Source organism: Microbacterium esteraromaticum, from assembly GCF_014084045.1.
Classification (GTDB): Bacteria; Actinomycetota; Actinomycetes; order Actinomycetales; family Microbacteriaceae; genus Microbacterium; species Microbacterium esteraromaticum_D.
Map to the genome: position 1 here is coordinate 1,777,966 of NZ_CP043732.1, position 16,201 is coordinate 1,794,166.

At 68.7% G+C, this 16,201-nt stretch carries 15 protein-coding genes; 9 read left to right on the forward strand and 6 right to left on the reverse strand.

What is annotated here, in order from left to right:
- Nucleotides 1-266: 266 nt before the first annotated feature.
- On the reverse strand, nucleotides 267-1,301 hold the full coding sequence (locus FVO59_RS08435) for an SDR family oxidoreductase (protein ID WP_182252227.1): 1,035 nt from the start codon (nucleotides 1,299-1,301) through the stop codon (nucleotides 267-269).
- Nucleotides 1,302-1,405: 104 nt separating this feature from the next.
- On the opposite strand from FVO59_RS08435, the gene FVO59_RS08440 reads away from it, so the two are divergent.
- On the forward strand, nucleotides 1,406-2,254 hold the full coding sequence (locus FVO59_RS08440; protein ID WP_182252228.1) for a helix-turn-helix transcriptional regulator: 849 nt from the start codon (nucleotides 1,406-1,408) through the stop codon (nucleotides 2,252-2,254).
- Nucleotides 2,255-2,290: 36 nt separating this feature from the next.
- Here FVO59_RS08440 and FVO59_RS08445 read toward each other — a convergent pair whose 3' ends face one another.
- Both FVO59_RS08445 and FVO59_RS08450 read right to left on the reverse strand, forming a co-directional pair.
- A complete protein-coding gene (locus FVO59_RS08445; RefSeq protein WP_182252229.1) occupies nucleotides 2,291-2,941 on the reverse strand; it encodes an HAD family hydrolase in 651 nt (216 codons plus the stop codon).
- A complete protein-coding gene (locus FVO59_RS08450) occupies nucleotides 2,938-3,681 on the reverse strand; it encodes a GntR family transcriptional regulator (protein ID WP_182252230.1) in 744 nt (247 codons plus the stop codon). Before FVO59_RS08450 ends, FVO59_RS08445 begins: the two co-directional genes overlap by 4 nt.
- A 92-nt stretch (nucleotides 3,682-3,773) precedes the next feature.
- On the opposite strand from FVO59_RS08450, the gene FVO59_RS08455 reads away from it, so the two are divergent.
- From FVO59_RS08455 to FVO59_RS08475, 5 genes are all read left to right on the forward strand, one after another.
- Nucleotides 3,774-5,267, forward strand: a complete 1,494-nt coding sequence (locus tag FVO59_RS08455; RefSeq protein ID WP_182252231.1) for an APC family permease — start codon at nucleotides 3,774-3,776, stop codon at nucleotides 5,265-5,267.
- A gap of 30 nt (nucleotides 5,268-5,297) precedes the next feature.
- The gene (locus FVO59_RS08460) at nucleotides 5,298-6,455 is read left to right on the forward strand and encodes an NAD(P)/FAD-dependent oxidoreductase (RefSeq protein WP_182252232.1); all 1,158 of its coding nucleotides are present in this window, start codon (nucleotides 5,298-5,300) and stop codon (nucleotides 6,453-6,455) included.
- A gap of 57 nt (nucleotides 6,456-6,512) precedes the next feature.
- Nucleotides 6,513-7,928, forward strand: a complete 1,416-nt coding sequence (locus FVO59_RS08465; protein WP_182252233.1) for an FGGY family carbohydrate kinase — start codon at nucleotides 6,513-6,515, stop codon at nucleotides 7,926-7,928.
- Between the two features lie 86 nt (nucleotides 7,929-8,014).
- Nucleotides 8,015-9,286 (forward strand): alpha-L-fucosidase, encoded by a 1,272-nt coding sequence (locus FVO59_RS08470; protein WP_182252234.1) that lies wholly within the window; start codon nucleotides 8,015-8,017, stop codon nucleotides 9,284-9,286.
- A 60-nt stretch (nucleotides 9,287-9,346) separates the two neighbouring features.
- Nucleotides 9,347-10,057: an aspartate/glutamate racemase family protein gene (locus FVO59_RS08475; RefSeq protein ID WP_182252235.1), complete on the forward strand. Its 711-nt coding sequence runs from the start codon at nucleotides 9,347-9,349 to the stop codon at nucleotides 10,055-10,057.
- A gap of 90 nt (nucleotides 10,058-10,147) precedes the next feature.
- Here FVO59_RS08475 and FVO59_RS08480 read toward each other — a convergent pair whose 3' ends face one another.
- Nucleotides 10,148-11,341 (reverse strand): hypothetical protein, encoded by a 1,194-nt coding sequence (locus tag FVO59_RS08480; RefSeq protein ID WP_182252236.1) that lies wholly within the window; start codon nucleotides 11,339-11,341, stop codon nucleotides 10,148-10,150.
- A gap of 122 nt (nucleotides 11,342-11,463) precedes the next feature.
- On the opposite strand from FVO59_RS08480, the gene FVO59_RS08485 reads away from it, so the two are divergent.
- Entirely contained in the window at nucleotides 11,464-12,024 is a 561-nt protein-coding gene (locus FVO59_RS08485; RefSeq protein WP_182252237.1) for a response regulator transcription factor, read from the forward strand.
- 6 nt (nucleotides 12,025-12,030) lie between these two features.
- Here the strand turns inward: FVO59_RS08485 and FVO59_RS08490 are convergent, their stop codons facing one another.
- Entirely contained in the window at nucleotides 12,031-12,975 is a 945-nt protein-coding gene (locus FVO59_RS08490) for a LysR family transcriptional regulator (protein WP_182252238.1), read from the reverse strand.
- 70 nt (nucleotides 12,976-13,045) lie between these two features.
- Between FVO59_RS08490 and FVO59_RS08495 the strand changes: the two genes are divergently transcribed.
- Nucleotides 13,046-14,794, forward strand: coding sequence for an FAD-binding protein (locus FVO59_RS08495; RefSeq protein WP_182252239.1), 1,749 nt, complete (start codon nucleotides 13,046-13,048; stop codon nucleotides 14,792-14,794).
- Nucleotides 14,791-14,970, forward strand: coding sequence for a hypothetical protein (locus tag FVO59_RS08500; protein WP_182252240.1), 180 nt, complete (start codon nucleotides 14,791-14,793; stop codon nucleotides 14,968-14,970). Before FVO59_RS08495 ends, FVO59_RS08500 begins: the two co-directional genes overlap by 4 nt.
- On the opposite strand, the gene FVO59_RS08505 is transcribed toward FVO59_RS08500, so the two are convergent.
- Nucleotides 14,955-16,109, reverse strand: coding sequence for an FUSC family protein (locus FVO59_RS08505; protein ID WP_259363109.1), 1,155 nt, complete (start codon nucleotides 16,107-16,109; stop codon nucleotides 14,955-14,957). The genes FVO59_RS08500 and FVO59_RS08505 overlap by 16 nt on opposite strands.
- Nucleotides 16,110-16,201: the final 92 nt, after the last annotated feature.

Below are 16,201 nucleotides of genomic sequence, written 5' to 3' on the forward strand. Positions count from 1 at the left end.
GCCTCGCGATGCACAGGCGGGGCGGGGTCCCCAGATACCCGCCCCGACTGTTCAAGCCTGCTCGCCTTAGCCCACCGAAAACGATCGTTTACGGCAGACGCACGGAGGTCGCCGGCCGATCGCACGACACGCCGATCGCGCACCCGCCGAAACCCCCTGCCGAAACCAGATGCGCCGAAACTGGCCGTTCGACGTTTTAGGCAGCGTGAGAGTGGAAGGTGATTTACGACATCTTTCGTGAGACAGCCGGCAGCCTCGACCGTGCATCACTCACCCGTCTTCCCGGGAATGTTCTGTCTCACCGACCGACAGCTTTCGTGAGATCGGACATGTCGGACGGTGTCGCACCACTCCGCATCCGAGTCGGGGAATCGCACCCTGGTCAGCTCCTCCGACACCGCGCAGATGCGCTCAGCATCCTCCGCGCTGCGCAACCTCGAATAGAGCCTCTGCGCCGCCGGTGCCCCTCCGAGGTGGCGGATGCCGCTGGGGCCGTACAGAACGCGGCGTTCGGCGTCCGGCGATGTGGCGGCGTACAGCGCCGGCAGTGCGGCGGACTCCGGGGTGCCGAAGAGGATGCCATGCGCTGATCCCCATCGGATGAACCGCACCCCCAGGGTGTCGCGCGGTCGCCCCAGCTCGGGTCGCGCCGCCAGCAGGCTCGTAGGGGCCACGCCGGGATGCGACAGGTTGCTGGTGATGCCCCATCCGCGCTCCGCGCTGAGGCGATCCAGCTCCAGCGCGAACAATCCGAGGGCGATCTTGGACTGGCTGTAGGCGGTCATGCCGTTGTATGAGCGCTCCCAATTGAGGTCGTCCCAGTTGATGCGGCGTTCATTCGCGGCGACGCTGATCTGCGACGTCACACGGGCGCGGCCCTCACGCAGGAGCGGCAGCAGCCGACCCACCAGCGCGAAATGCCCGAGATGATTGGTTCCGAACTGCAGCTCGAAACCGTCAGCGGTCGTGCGTCGATCGGGAGGGGTCATCACGCCCGCATTGTTGATCAGCACGTGCACGGGGCGCCCGTCCGCGCGCATCGAGTCGCCGAACGCGGCGATGGACTCGAGAGAGGACAGGTCGAGCGGCGGTGTCGTGATCTGGGCGCCGGGCGTGCGTCGGCGGATGCGGGCCGCGGCAGCATCGCCCTTTGCGGTGTTGCGCACGGGCAGCACCAGCTCTGCTCCGGCCATCGCCAGTCGACCGGCGATGCGCAGCCCGATTCCGTCGCTGGCGCCCGTCACGACGATCCGCTTGCCGGACAGGTCGGGGACGGTGATCTCGATGCTGCGGTTCGACATGGCGCTCCTTCGTGTGGTCGCTCTCACTCTGCGGCTCACCGTGCGGCTTATCCAGGACTCGTCGATCAGTGGATCCCGTCCGGATGTCGTGTGAGGATCGACCCATGTCGGCAGATCGGGCAGCGATAGCGGAGTTCCTCCGCAGCCGCCGATACGTGCTGCAGCCGGAGGACGTGGGTCTCGCCCGCGGCAGCCGACGTCGGACACGGGGTCTGCGTCGTGAAGAGGTGGCTGCGCTCAGTCACATGTCGGCCGACTACTACGCGCGACTCGAACGCGGGCAGGGCCCCGTGCCCTCCGCGCAGATGATCGCCGCCATCGCGCAGGGCCTGCATCTCTCGGCAGACGAACGCGACCACCTGGACCGTCTGGCAGGGCATCCGCCGCGAACGCGCGGAGCGACGAACGACCATGTCAGCCCGGGCATGCTGCGGATCCTCGACCGTCTCCAGGACACTCCGGCGGAAGTGGTGACAGAACTCGGCGAGACGCTTCGGCAGACGTCGCTCGGCGTGGCGCTCACCGGCGACACCACCGGTCTCACGGGTCCGGCGCGCAGCATCGGGTTCCGATGGTTCAGTGATCCGGCGGTCCGTGAGCGCTACGCTCCGGAAGAGCACTCCTTCCTCTCCCGGCTGTGGGCATCCGGACTGCGCGAAGTCATCGCGGTGCGCGGCCCGGATTCCCGCGCAGCCGCCTACGCCGACCTGCTTCTCGAGCGCAGTGCCGAGTTCCGGACGATCTGGGAGACCCAGGAGGTGGGCGTGCGCCCCCGAGAGGTCAAGCGCTTCCGTCACCCCGAGCTCGGTGCGCTCGAACTCACCTGTCAGACCCTCGTCGATCCCGTGCAGGCTCACTCGCTGCTCGTCTACACCGCGGTTCCCGGCAGCGAGAGCCACGAGAAGCTGAGGCTGCTGTCGGCGCTGAGCGCGAGGTCTTCCGCCGGCACATGAGGCCGACCGCCGTCGCGTCGCATGGGCCGACCGCCGTCAGCGCGCTGTCCACCGCGCGGTCATGAAGCTCAGGCCGCTCCCCTCGAAGGCGCGCAGCGAGCGGCGGCTCGGTTCGACGAGTACGGTGCTGGTGCTCAGCCGCGCCAGCGGCAGGTCACTGGCTGAATCGGTGTACAGACGCTCAAGCCCGGCCTGCGCACGTGAAGCCCTCAGCGCCGTGCTCTTCGCGTCGCCGACGTTGTGGCGAGCGAACCTCGGACCCTGCCGCTGGAACCGGAACTCCGATGCCTGAATGGGCAGCCCCTCGATGCCGATCAGACGCAGGTACTCGGTGGCCAGGTGACGCTCGGTCGCGGTGGTGACGATGGCGGAGCCGTCGCGGTGGGCTCGCCGGAGGGCCTCGATGATCCACGGCGAGGTGTTGCCAGGCCGCGATGCCAGTCGGCGCGCCACCGACCTCACCAGATGCCGATACTCATGCTCCTGCAGACCGGCGAGCGCGATGTGCACGATGGCCCTGTTGCACCGAGGGCGGAGCCGCCCGTGTGCTGGCGCGAGAGCCGCAACGGCGGCGAGGATGGCGATCGGGCAGGCAAGCCATGGCCGCGAGCGCAGGCGCGCGGAGACGACCGCCGCCATCGTGTCCGACCGGCTCAGCACGCCGTCGAGGTCGAAGGCGATGGTCATTCGTCGTCGACTGCTCGTTCGATGATGAGCGAGACGCGATCGGCGCGGTAGACGTCAACGGCGTACTCGACGCACTCCCCGGACTCGATGTACGTCCGGCGAGTGAGCTGCAGCCCGCCGGCGGCCTGGCGCGCGCCGAGGTGGCCGCTGTTCTCGACGTCGAGCACGACGACTTCCAGCTCGGCTGTCGTTCGTGCGAGCCTGAGATGGAACCTGCCTCGCACCTCGTCCCACAGCGATCCGGTCAGATCTCCGTCCAGAAGGCCTGGAACGAGATCAGCGCGATAGTAGGTCGTCTCCACGGCGAGCGGTTCGCCATCCGAGCGACGGAGACGGCGGAGCGCGTATACAGGATGACCAGGCGCCACTCCCAGGCCGGAGGCGATCTCGTCGTCCGCACGACGTTCCTCCGCCCAGAACAGTTCAGCCCCGGGGTGCCGACCGGCGCGCACGACTTCCTGCGAGAAGGAACCGAGACGCAGCTGCACGCGCGGTTCTGACACGAACGTGCCCCGAGTCGCATCACGGCGCACGAGCCCCTCGCGCTCCAGCACGCCAAGAGCTCGGCGCAGCGTCATGCGGCTCACACCCAGCTCGACGCACAGCTCCCGCTCGGGCGGAATCGGTTCGCCCACCTGCAGCTCGGAGGCGCGGATGCGCGAGCGAAGTTCAGCCGCGATGCGCACGTACGCCGGGGTGCTGGCTCTCTCTGTCGCGAGTCTCTCTGTCCGGACGCTCATCACGCTTGACACGCTACCTCCCTTCATCTACCGTACCTTGGTATATACCAAGTTGGTATAGACCAATGAACCCGTCCAATGAAGGCCAGGCAATGGAATCTCCCGAAGCAGTCAGGTCCACCTCCGAAGCGCAGTCCGGCACGCGCATGAAGCGCGAGCTCGGTCTCTACGCCTCCTTTGCCGTCGCGTTCGGCTTCGTCTCGATCGCCACCGGCATCTTCACCACGTACGGTGCCGTTCTCAACAGCAGCGGACCTCGAGGAATCTGGGCATGGCCCATCGCCGTCATCGGCCAGACGATGGTCGCCCTCATCTTCGGCGCGCTCGCCGCACGCATCCCCATCAGCGGGTACGCCTACCAGTGGGTGTCTCGGCTCGCCAACCCGATCCTCGGCTGGCTGACGGGATGGGTCTCGTTCGCATTCCTCGTCATCGTCGTCGTCGCAGTGGACTACACCATCGCCGCCACGATTCTTCCGGAGCTCTTCGGATACGCGCCGTCGCCGGCGAACTGCTGGGTGATCACCGCGATCGTCATGCTGCTGCAGGCGATCCTCGTAGCCTTCAGCACCAGAGTCACCAACCGCGTGAACGAGGTGGCGGTGACCGTGCAGATCATCGGCATGATCGGCATCACCGTGCTGCTGTTCGTCGTCGGAGCCGTCATCGGCCGGCTCGACTTCACGCAGCTGTTCGCCACGGCCCCCGTGTCGGCGACCGGCTACTGGGACTTCGGCGGCTTGACGAGCGCAGGCCCGTTCCCGCTCGCGTTCCTCCTTGGTGCGTTCACAATCGTGGGGTTCGAGTCGGCGGCCAACCTCGCGGAGGAGACGAAGAACCCGGAGCGGGTCATTCCCCGCGCCATGGTGCAGGCCGTGATCGCGCTCGGCGTGCTGGGCATGCTCTTCCTGATCGCCGTCACCGCCCTGGCCGGAGACACGGCGGAGCTGGCCACGTCCGCCACTCCTGTCGCGACCGTCATCACATCGGTCCTCGGGCCGGTCGTCGGCAAGGCGCTGCTCGTGCTCGTGGTGATCTCGATCTTCTCGTGCGGACTCGTGATCACCCTCAGCGGAACTCGCCTGGTGTGGGCGATGTCGCGTGACGAGCGCTTCCCCGCATGGCAGCTGCTGCGCAAGGTGAGCCGCACGCGTCACACGCCGGCCGCGGCGACCATCGGATACTTCATGATCACCCAGACCATCCTCGCGATCTTCAGCGGTACGAGCGACGCTCTGTTCGTCCTGTTCTCCGCGGCGACTCTGCTCCCGGCGATCATCTACGCGGGCACCGTGCTGCTCTACATCGTCAAGCGGAAGTCGCTGCCGGCCAGCAAGGGCTTCACCCTGGGACGATGGGAAGTCCCTGTGCTGGTCCTTGCCAGCGTGTGGCTCGTGTACGAGCTGCTCATCTTCCGGGATGCCTCGTTCGAGCAGCCTCGGCTGTACGTCGGCATCATGCTCGTCATCGGGATCGCCTATCTCATCTACCTGATCGTCACACGCGGGCGAAAGGGCCTGAGCATGCCTGATATGCAGGACGTCGATCGAGCATTCGACGAAGACACCATCGCCAGCTCCAAGTAAGTCCGCCTCATCGCGAAGGAAGCACCAACAATGAGTTCGCACTCTCCGTCCCGAACTGTCGCCGTCATCGGTGGCGGCATCGTCGGATCGGCCATCCTTTACACCCTGGCGCACCGAGGAGTCGACGCCGTTCTGCTGGAGTCGGAGTCCGCTCTCGGGCTCGGCGCCAGCGGGACGAACTCCGGTGTCCTGCACACCGGGTTCGATTCGACGCCCGGCCAGCTCGAGACCGAGCTCGTCCTCCGCGCCGCCCGTATCAGGCCCGCGATCCTCGATGCACTCGGTGTGCCGGTGATCCATGCCGGAGCGGAACTCGTGCCGCACTCCGCCGAGGACGAAGAGACGGTGCGCGCGCTGGCTGCCAACGCCGCCGAGAACGGTGTCGAGGTGCGCATCCGCCCGTCGGATGGTGCTCTTCTCGTTCCCGGCGAGTCGGTGAGCGATCCGGTCGCGTTCACACAGGCGCTTGCAGCGTCCGCGGTCGCTGCCGGAGCGACGGTCGAACTGGATGCCCGTGTCGCCGCGATCTCGGCGATCGACGACGGCCTCGACATCGCCATCGCCGACGGACGTCGATTCACGGTGACGGCGGCGATCAACGCCGCAGGGCTGTACGCCGATGAGGTGGCACGGCTCGTGGGCGATGAATCCTTCGAGATCTACCCGCGCAAGGGAGAGTTCTTCGTCTTCGAGCTGCCCGACGGACAGACTCTCGAGCACATCATCCTGCCCGTGCCGACCAAGCGCACGAAGGGGGTGCTGGTGTTCCCGACCCTGGACGGCAAGGCCGTCGCCGGCCCCACGGCCGTGGACCTCGAGGACAAGGAGGACTGGTCGGTCCGCCCGGAGGCGAAAGACGAGATCCTCGCCAAGGCGGTCCAGCAGTTCCCTGCCCTCGAAGGACTCGAGCCCATCGCCAGCTACGCGGGACTCCGCCCGGCCGGGCGCGGAAGCAACTACGTCATCGGACGCTCCGACAAGAACGACCGACTGATCAACGTCGCTGCGATCCGCTCGACGGGCCTGACCGCATCGCTCGGCATCGCCGACTACGTCGCTGAGATCCTCCGTGAGATCGGCGTATCGGTCGACGACGACCTGCGTCCGCCGACCGTCGCCGTGGCGACGCAGCAGGACGGCCCCTGGTGGCAGCGCACCGCGAAGCACCGCAACGCGACCACTGCGTGACGACGAGGGCGGCCACCGCTCGATGCAGCCGCCCGCACCGATCTGAAGGATCCACACATGACAACCGTTCTGGCGATCGATCAGGGCACATCCGGCACCAAAGCCGTCGTCGTAGGCGAAGCCGGAGATGTCCTCGCTCTCAGTGAGGTCTCGATTCGGCCCACCTATCTCCCCGGCGGCGGCGTCGAGCACGACCCGCAGGCGCTCCTCGATTCGGTCCTGCGTGCCGGCCGTGTCGCGGTCAATCAGGCGCGAGTGGACATCGATATCGTCACGATCGCGAACCAAGGTGAGACCGTTCTCGCCTGGGACCCCGACACCGGCACGCCGCTGTCGAACATGATCGTCTGGCAGGATCGTCGGTCCGAATCGATCTGCGCCGGGCTGAAGGATCATGCCGGTGACATCGCCGCTCGCACGGGGCTGGTCCTGGACCCGTACTTCTCGGCACCCAAGCAGGCCTGGATCCGTCAGAACGTCACAGACGAGGGTGTTGTCACGACATCGGACAGCTGGCTTCTTCATCAGCTCACCGGTGAGTTCGTCACCGACGCCTCGACGGCGAGCCGATCACTCGTGATGGACCTCGACACGGTCGCCTGGGACCGAGAGCTCCTCGACATCTTCGCACTGGGTGAAGAGCGGCTTCCGACGATTCTCGCGTGCGACGACCTCGCAGGAACCACCACTGCGTTCGGCAGCACCGCCGTGGTGGGTGGCCTCATCGTCGACCAGCAGGCCGCCCTCGTCGCCCAGGCGTGCCTGCAGCCCGGGGAAGCCAAGTGCACCTTCGGCACCGGGGCCTTTCTGCTCGCCAACACCGGGCGGAACGCCGTCCGGTCGTCGGCCAGTCTCTCCTCCTCGGTGGCGTGGCAGCAGGGAGGACGCAGCACCTACTGCCTCGACGGGCAGGTGTACACCGCCGCCTCGGCCGTGCAATGGCTGGAGAAGCTGACGTTCATCGACACCGCCGCCGACATGGATCACGTCGCCGCCGATGACTCTCACGGTGTGCTGTGCGTGCCCGCGCTTGCCGGGCTCGCCGCGCCCTGGTGGCGCCCTGACGCCACGGCCACCTTCACGGGAATGACCTTGTCTACCGGCAGCGAGCACCTCGTTCGTGCGGTGCTGGAGGGCATCGCCGCCCAGGTGGCTGAGCTCGCACGCGCGATGACAACGGATCTCGGTCAGCCCCTGCAGCGTCTCCGAGTGGATGGCGGGCTCACCCAGAGCCGCGTGCTCATGCAAGCGGTCGCCGACCTCATGCGCATCCCCGTGGACGTCTATCCCTCCCAGCACGCGACGCCGCTCGGCGCTGCGGCGTTGGCGCGGTGCGCGATGAAGAAGGACCTCGCACTCGAGGACGCCATCATCTCGTGGGCGCCGTCTCACACCTACGAACCGCGGTGGTCGGACTCACGAGCCGAGGAGTTCTCGGCACGCTGGCGCGCCGCCGCCGATGCCCTCACCTGATCCCGCGGAGGAACACAAGGGATGCGACGCGGGCGCAAGGCCCAGCCGGTGAACGGGGCGCGACCGCGCTCACTACAGTGAGTGGGATGCCAGCGATCGTCGTCCCCACTGCAGGCCAGCTCGCCTGGCAGCAGGCCGAGTTCGGACTCTTCGTCCACTTCGGCCTCAACTCCTTCCACGGCCGGGAGTGGAGCGACGGCACGCTGCGCGCCGACAGCTTCGATCCCGTCGACCTCGATGCCGGGGCGTGGGTCAGGTCGGTGGTCGACGTCGGCGCCCGCCACCTGATCCTCACGGCCAAGCACCACGACGGCTTCTGTCTGTGGCAGACCGAGACGACCGGCTACTCCGTCGCCTCATCCCCGTGGAGGAACGGCAGGGGAGATGTGGTCGCGGAGGTCGCCGAGGCATGTCGTGAGGCCGGCATCGGCTTCGGTGTCTACCTCTCGCCGTGGGATCGCAATGCCGAGTGCTACGACGATCCGCAGGCATACAGCGAGTTCTATGCTCGACAGCTCACGGAGCTGTGCACGCGGTACGGCCCGCTGGTCGAGATCTGGTTCGACGGTGCCGGGTCCGACGGCTACGTGTACGACTGGGAACGGATCGTGGCCGTCATCGACGAGCACCAGCCCGACGCGATGGTGTTCAACATGGGACGGCCCACCATCCGCTGGGTGGGCAACGAGGACGGCCTCGCCAGCGACCCGGTCGAGTACGTCGTCGGTCGAACGCAGCTGAGCAACTACACCGCCGCGTCGATGAGCACGCGCGAGGCTGCGTACCTCCCGCCCGAGTGCGATGTGTCCATCAGGCGGGGCTGGTTCTGGCATCCGGATGACGAGCCCAAGACGGTGGATCACCTCATGGCCATCATGTACGGATCGATCGGGATGGGCGCCAACCTGCTGCTGAACGTCCCGCCCACGCCAGAAGGCGTATTCGACCCGGCGGATGTGCGGCGGCTGCGCGAGTGGCGTGCGGAGTGGGACCGTCGCTTCGGCTCTCCGATCGAGGCGCACGTCGAGCGCGACGGGGCCGAGTGGCGAGTGCGCTTCACCCAGCCGGTTCGCATCGACCATCTCCGCCTGCGAGAACACCTGACCTCGGGCCAGCGCATCACCGCGCACGAGGTGATCGCGGGGGTGGATGCCGCAGCCGAGACGATCGCTCGGGGCCTGACCGTCGGGCAGGGGCGCATCCACGCCTTCCCCGCGCGCGACGTCACCGAGCTGCGCATTCGTGTGAGCGGACATGGCGCGAAGCTCGCCGAGGTCACCGGCTTCCTCACGGGTCATGAGACTATCCCGCAGCCTCCCGAGGGCTACGAGGCTCCGACCGACGCTCCTCTCGACTGAGCGGGGGTACATTCGATGGATGCGACCGGCCCGTCATCCCACCCGCGCCCGGAGGTGCCGATGAAGACGATCGGTGTGCTCGGCGGCATGAGCTGGGAATCGTCGCTCGAGTGGTATCGGCTCGCCAACCAGCGGGTGCGTGACGCTCTCGGAGGGCATCACTCGGCGCGCATCATCATCGATTCGCTGGACTTCGCCGAGATCGAAGAGCTTCAGTCCCGCGGCGACTGGGACGCGGCCGGTTCGCTGCTCGCCGAGCGTGCCCGCGGCCTCGAGGGCGCCGGCGCCGACCTCATCGTGCTGTGCACCAACACGATGCACCTCGTAGCCGACCGCATCGAAGGCGCCACAGAGGTCCCGTTTCTGCACATCGCCGACACCACGGCCGCCGCCGTGCTCAATGCCGGCGTCCGGCGGGTGGGCCTTCTCGGCACGGCCTTCACGATGGAGCAGCCCTTCTACCGCGAGCGTCTCGAAGCGCACGGGATCGAGGTGCTCGTCCCGAACGCCGAGCAGCGCGCCGGAGTGCACGCCGTCATCTACGACGAGCTCGTGCACGGCGTCATCCGCCCGGAGTCGCGCGCGTACTACCGCGAGGTGATCGACGTGCTGGCCGCGCGTGGTGCCGAGGGAGTGATCCTCGGATGCACCGAGATCGAGCTGCTGATCACCGCGGCCGACTCGCCCGTGCCCGTCTTCCCGACGACGGCGCTGCACGTCGATGCGGCGCTCGCCGCCGCGGGGGTGGCGCGGGCTCCTGCTGCGGGCTGAACGACGGGAAGCGCGCGGAGGGCGGGGTGCACCCGGTGCGCCCCGCCCTCCGCCGCCCCTGCGCGCAGGGCGTGCCAAATCAGTCGGCCGTCAGGGGCTGGTCACCGTCCCTCCGTTGGTCACCGTCAGGGCGGAGGTCTCGTGGCAGCTGGCGGGGATGTCCCGCTGGGCTGGGTTGGTGCTGTCGTAGGTCACCGTCCACGAGAACGATCCGCTCGCGCTCTCCGCCACCGTGTTGGTGGTGCCGACCGTCACCCCGGACGCGCCGCTGACCGCCACGTCCTGCGTGTACTTCGCGGTGCCGGAGCAGGTCGCGTTGGTGAAGAGCTGGAACGTGACGGTGCCTGCCAGAGTCCCTCCCGCGGGGGCGGTGATCGTCGCCGAGTCGTTGGGCACCCAGCGCTGCGCCGTGGTGAGAGAGGATGCCACGGTCGAGACCACCACGTCCTCCTGAGCGTCGGTGCAGTCGGCGTTGTGCGTCACGCTGTTGGTGTTCGCCGAACCCGAGGTGCACACGGCGACCCAGTGGTATTCGCCCGCTGCGGTGGGTGTGAACGCGGGGCTCTGATAGCTGCCGTTGCCGTCCACCGCCACAGGCGGGGAGGTGTAGGCCAGGACTCCGCACTCCGTGGCGCTGGGGCCGTACAGCTTGAACACGATCGTGCCGTCGTCCTTCGCCCCCGCGGCGCCGGTGAGGTTGATCGGCGGCTCGGTGGGCTGCGTGGCGGTGCCGCTCAGCTGAGCGGTGTCGCGCACTGTCCCTCCCAGGCTGATCGGATCGCTGGCATCCGTTGTCAGGGACGGGGTGACAGGTGCGACCGTGAAGCACTCGGAGTCGCGCGAGTCGCTCGAGCCGGGGATGTCGTTCGCCGAGTCGCCACTGTACTCGGCCCGCCAGCAGTACCGGCCGGCGGAGGTGACGGAGGCCACGGGAGACGGCACGGTCACCGGATAGTCGTCGCCCGTCACATCGACGGTGCCGACCAGGACTCCGCCGGTGTCGCAGTGCGCCGCGCCCGCCACCTTGCAGAGGTGGAAGGTGACAGTGCCATCGGGTGCCGGGTCTCCGCCGGTCATGTCGACCACGGCCGAGTCGCGCACGGCGACGATGCCGGTGCCGATCGAGAAGTTCGCCGGGATGGGCAGACCGGCTCCGGTCTGCGGCGTCGTCACGGTGGACGACTCGCAGTTGCTCAGTTCGGGCGCCGGGGTGAGGATGGTGTCCTTGTAGTCGGCTGTGTCGGAGTTGCCCGTCACCGTGCTGGGAATCACATTGGCGAGCACGAGGCATTGTGGAACCCCGTTCGACAGGATCGCAGTCAGATCGACGGCTGCCTCGCCTTTGAAGTTGTCAGGGCTGTACGCCGTCGCCGAGACGGCATCGTCGAGCAGCGTCGGGTGATCATGTGAGAGACGGCTACACCCGTCTGCTGGGCCGGCTGGGACTTCCCGTGCGTGCCTACGCGGATGGCGCGGACGCCGCGTTCATCCCGCACGCGCCCGCCGTCGCCGTTCTCGAGGTGGAGGACGGCGGCTGCACCGTGCTGCGCGAGCTGCGCGATCGGTACGGTCCCGACCTCCCGGCCATGCTGGTGTCGGCGGAGCGCACCGCACCTGCCGACGTCGTCGCCGGGCTGCTCGTCGGAGCCGACGACTACGCGGCGGAGTCCATGGACGCGCAGGAGTTCCTGGCGCGGGTCCGCCGGCTCATCGAGCGCAGGGGACGAGGGCCGCACCCGACGACCGACCTGCGCCCGCTGTCGCTGCTCACCCATCGCGAACGCGAGGTGCTGAGCCTGACGACCGAGGGGCTGTCGCAGAAGCAGGTCGCCTCTGCGCTGGGTATCAGCATCAAGACGGTCGGGGCGCACATGCAGAGCCTGCTCGTGAAGCTGGGAGTGCATTCGCGCATAGAGGCTGTGGCGCTGGCGATCCGGTCGGGCGAGCACGTCGGGATGCCGCGCTGACCTGCCTCACGCGACCAGGGCTATCCGCCCGCCGAGCTCGCCGTCTTCGGCCAGCCGGGCGACCACGTCGAACACCGTCCGCTCGATCGCCGCGACGGCGGCGGTCGGTCGCACCGCCGCGCGCCGCGACAGGTTCACGGTGCGCGTCATCGACGGGGAGGTCAGCTCTGTGCCGAGAAGCTCCGGCCTGTGAAGCAGCACGGCTGCGGGCACGACCGCGACGCCGATGCCGCGAGCGACGAAGCGAAGCACGGCGTCCATCTCGGCGCCCTCGACGGCGATCGAGGGCGTGAGACCTGCCGTCTCGAAGGCGGCATCCGTGGCCAGACGCAGGTCGTAGCTGCGGTTGAACGCGACCTGCGGCAGCGCGGCGAGCTCGGCGACCGTCAGCCGCGCGGGCACGTCGGCATGGGCGCGAAGCGCGGAGTCGGCGGCGGATGCCACCATCAGCTCCTCGCGGAAGAGCGCGACCCGCTCGACGGCGCTGTCGTCACGCACATTCGGCCGGGTGATGGTGAGGGCGAGGTCGAGAGAGCCCTCGACGAGGGCGTCGACGAGAGCATGCGAACCTGCCTCGGTGATCTGCAGATCGACCCCCGGATGCTCGCGATGGAACTCCGCGATCACCTCGGCGACCACCGACACGCACAGCGTCGGCGTCGCACCCAGCCGCACCCGCCCGCGGCGCAGGCCTGCCAGCTCGTCCATGGCGTGGCGCGCCGAGTCGGCATCCGCGAGCATTCGCCGGGCGATGGGCAGCAGCGCTTCGCCGGCTGTGGTGATCACCACTCCCGTGCGATCGCGCTGGAAGAGCGTCGCGCCGAGATCGGCTTCGAGCGCCTGGATCTGTCGCGACAGCGATGGCTGCGTGAGGAACAGCTCGTCAGCGGCGCGGGTGAAGTGGGCGAGACGGGCCACGCTCTCGAAGGCGCGCAGCTGCTCCAATTTCATGCATACAGCGTATCGAAGTGAGGCAGAAGATGCATTGGCGTTATCATCAGGGAGTTTCTAGCGTGGAAGCATGAGCACTCAGCCCCGCACCGAACGCCGCCTGTCCACCTCCGTCCTCGTCATCGGCACCGGCGGCGCGGGCCTGCGCGCATCGATCGAACTCGCCGAGCGCGGCATCCAGGTGCTCGCCGTCGGCAAGCGTCGCAAGCACGATGCGCACACCACCCTCGCCGCCGGCGGCATCAACGCCGCGCTCGGCACCATGGACCCGGAGGACTCGTGGCAGCAGCACGCCGCCGACACCCTGCGCGAGTCGTACTTCCTCGCTGACCCCGCGATCGTCGAGGTCGTCGCGCGAGGTGCCGCACGTGGCATCGACGACCTCGAGCGATGGGGCATGCCGTTCGCCCGTGAAGACGACGGCCGCATCAGCCAGCGGTTCTTCGGCGCACACCGCTACCGCCGCACCGCCTACGCGGGTGACTACACAGGCCTCGAGATCCAGCGCACCCTCATGCGCCGCGCGGCCGAGCTCGCCGTGCCCATCATCGACACCGTCTACATCACACGCATCCTCGTTGCCGATGGCACGGTGTTCGGCGCCTACGGATTCGACGTCGTCGACGGCACCCCGGTCGTGATCCACGCCGACGCCGTCATCCTCGCCGCCGGCGGGCACACCCGCATCTGGCGGTACACCTCGTCTCGGCGCGATGAGAACACCGGCGACTCGTTCCGGCTCGCCGCGCTCGCCGGGGCGCGCATCCGCGACGCAGAGCTTGTGCAGTTCCACCCCTCCGGACTCATCGAGCCGGACGACGCGGCCGGCACCCTCGTGTCCGAGGCCGCTCGTGGCGAGGGCGGCATCCTCACCAACGCGCTGGGCGAGCGGTTCATGCAGCGCTACGACCCCGAGCGCATGGAGCTGTCGACCCGCGACCGCGTGGCACTGGCGAACTACACCGAGATCGCCGAGGGCCGCGGCACCGAGAAGGGCGGCGTCTGGCTCGACGTGTCGCACCTGCCGCGCGAGCAGATCCTCGAGAAGCTGCCCCGGCTGTACCGCACGATGATCGACCTGCAGATGCTCGACATCACGGAGAGCCCGATGGAGGTCGCCCCCACCGCGCACTACTCGATGGGCGGTGTGTGGGTACGGCCCGACGACCACGGCACCGGCGTCGACGGCTTGTACGCCATCGGGGAGGCATCCAGCGGCCTGCACGGCGCCAATCGCCTTGGTGGCAACTCGCTGATCGAGCTGATGGTCTACGGCCGCATCACTGGTGAGACGGCAGCCGAGTACGTGCGCGCGCGCACAGAGGTGCATCGCGACCCCGCCGCCGTCGCCGAGGCGCGCGCCGAGATCGACGGCTTCCTGACCAGCACCGGCACGGAGACACCGCGTCGGCTGCAGCGCGCGGTGCGCGACCTGATGACCGAGCACGCCGGGGTCATCCGCACCGAGCAGTCTCTGCGCGAAGGCCTCGCGAAGCTCGCGGTCCTCGAAGAGCGGGCGACTCACGTCGGCGCGCACCCCGACATCGCCGGCTTCGACGACCTCGCCCACGCCTTCGATCTGCTCGGCTCGCTGCTCGCCGCCCGAGCCACGCTCGAGTCGGCTGTCGAGCGGCGTGAGACCCGAGGCTGCCACAACCGCGCCGACTACCCCGAGACCGATCCGGCCCTGCGCGGCAACATGATCTGGAGCCCGGCCGGCGGCGTCAGCTTCGAGCCGCTGCCCGATGCCCCCGAGTCGTTCCGCATTCTGGCCGAGGCCTCGGCATCGGATTCGGTCGTCGGCAAGCTCGTGGAGTGAGCCGGTCTGATCGGCGCCGGACGATCGCGGCCGCCTCCGGCGGCACGGTCGTCCGGCCGTTCGCCGATGGGTTATGCGTGCGCGGCGAGGTCGCCGGAGCGCTGCCCGTCGGGGCTCACCTGGTGACCGTGCTGCGCGCGGGCGACGAGCTGCTGCTGCACTACTCGCTGCGCTGAGGGTCCGCCTCGTCCGGCTGGGCGACGTCCCGCTGGGCATCGTCGCCGTCGGCCGGCGCGAGCATGCCCAGGATGCGCTGCAGGTGCATCGCGCTCAGCACGCCGGGTCCGGCGACGGCGTCCATCTCGATCGAGCGGGCATGCACGGCCCGCAGCAGCGTCTGAACCGCATCCGACGCGCGCACATGCAGCTCGACGGCCTCGCCCGCCTCAGCCCCGAGCACGTCGGCGACCGCGCTGCACGCACGCGACAGCGGCTCGACGAGCTCGGGATCGAGTGGGAACGCCGACGGCCGCCCGTTGATCGTGTCGCTCAGACAGCCCGAGACGTCGCGGATCTGATGCGCCACCTCGACCAGCACCTCGAGGCGGGCGTGCTCTTCGCTGGTGTCGGCTCGACCGCGCCACGCGCGGGGATTGCCTCGACGGCTCTCGTCGGCTTCTGCGAGCGCATCGCGCAGCGAGCGACTCGTCTCGGCCAGCGCGCCCGCATCCTGCATCCAGCCATCGCGCTCCGGCGGCCACTTCTCGGTCAGCGCCGCGGCGATGTCGTCGAGATGGGCGGCCAGCCGCTGCTGAAAGGCGTCGATGCGGCCGGCGGCCTCCGACACGAGGGGCGCGGGCGGGATGATCAGGTTCACCAGCAGTCCCACGACCACGCCCACCGCCGTCTGGGTGACGTAGCCGAGGGAGTAGTCCTCCGCATCAGCTCCTCCGATGATCAGCACGAACAGCGCCGCCATCGGGATGTACTCGCGACCGATGCCGAACCACCCGGTGCCCGAGACCAGCACGCCGATGCCCACGACCCCGATGATCGACCACACGCTGGGCCCGACGGTCAGCAGCACCAGCGCAGCCAGCCCGATCCCCACTCCCAGCCCGAGCAGGGTCTGCAGGCCGGAACGGAACGACGACATGAGCGTGGGGTACATGCTGATCAGCGCGCCGAACGGCGCGTAGTACGGGTAGTCGTCGGTCACCCCCGGCATGTGCGGGGCTATCAGCCACGCCACGGCGACAGCGAGCGCCGTCTTCGCCGCGAACAGCAACCGGGCGCGGGTGACCGCGCCCCTGAGCGACGGTCTGACGGTGCTCAGCGAAGCCCGCATCCGTCGTTCGAGGCGCTGTGGACGCACTCCGATCACCTCCTCGCTCACCACCAGCACACACGTGCCGGGGGTGTGGCGGAAGGGGGTTCCCCCCGGGTGCGGCGTTTGCGACAATCTCG